At 65.2% G+C, this 620-nt stretch carries 1 protein-coding gene; it reads left to right on the top strand.

Going from position 1 to position 620, the window contains the following annotated elements; all coding sequences use genetic code 11:
- Positions 1 to 194 precede the first annotated feature (194 nt).
- Positions 195 to 620: carboxymuconolactone decarboxylase family protein (locus tag D1012_RS22045; protein ID WP_147335788.1), on the top strand; the 426-nt coding region annotated here is incomplete at its 3' end.

Raw genomic sequence — 620 nt, 5'->3', positions numbered from 1 at the left:
GCGCAGGGTCCAGCGCCGTCCCAGCAGATCGAGCAGCGCCATGATCGGGCGGCCGGTTCGTGAACCGCGGACGCCGGGTTTGGCGGCTGGAGCCTGCTTCGCCATCGCATCAATCCTCCTCGAATCTCTCTTGCATAGTTCGCTACAGATATTGTAGCGTCGCGCTACACTAAATGTAGCAAGAGGGTCGCCGCATGTCACGTATCGCGCCGCTCGATCCGCCCTATGCGTCGGACGTTCAACAGCATTTCGACCGCATCATGCGCGGCAAGCCGCCGCTGGTGCTGTTCCGGATGATGGCCGGCCATCCGCGAGCCTGGGAGAAATTCCGCGGCGCCAGCCTGCTCGATCGCGGGCCGCTGTCGTTGCGGGAACGGGAGATCGTGATCGACCGCACCTGCGCGCTCAATTCCTGCGAGTATGAATGGGGCGTCCATGTCACGGCGTTCGGCGCCGCCGCCAAACTGTCGGAAGAGCAGGTCCACGCCACCGTGCACGGCAACGCCAATGCCGAGTGCTGGTCGCCGGTGGAACAGGTGCTGATCGCGGCGGTCGATGCGCTGCAGGCGCGCGCGACGCTGGACGACGCCGAATTCGCCGCGCTGTCGGCGCATTATGAC

The organism is Pseudotabrizicola alkalilacus (genome assembly GCF_003443995.1).
Classification (GTDB): Bacteria; Pseudomonadota; Alphaproteobacteria; order Rhodobacterales; family Rhodobacteraceae; genus Pseudotabrizicola; species Pseudotabrizicola alkalilacus.
This window is presented reverse-complemented; position numbering and strand designations above follow the sequence as displayed.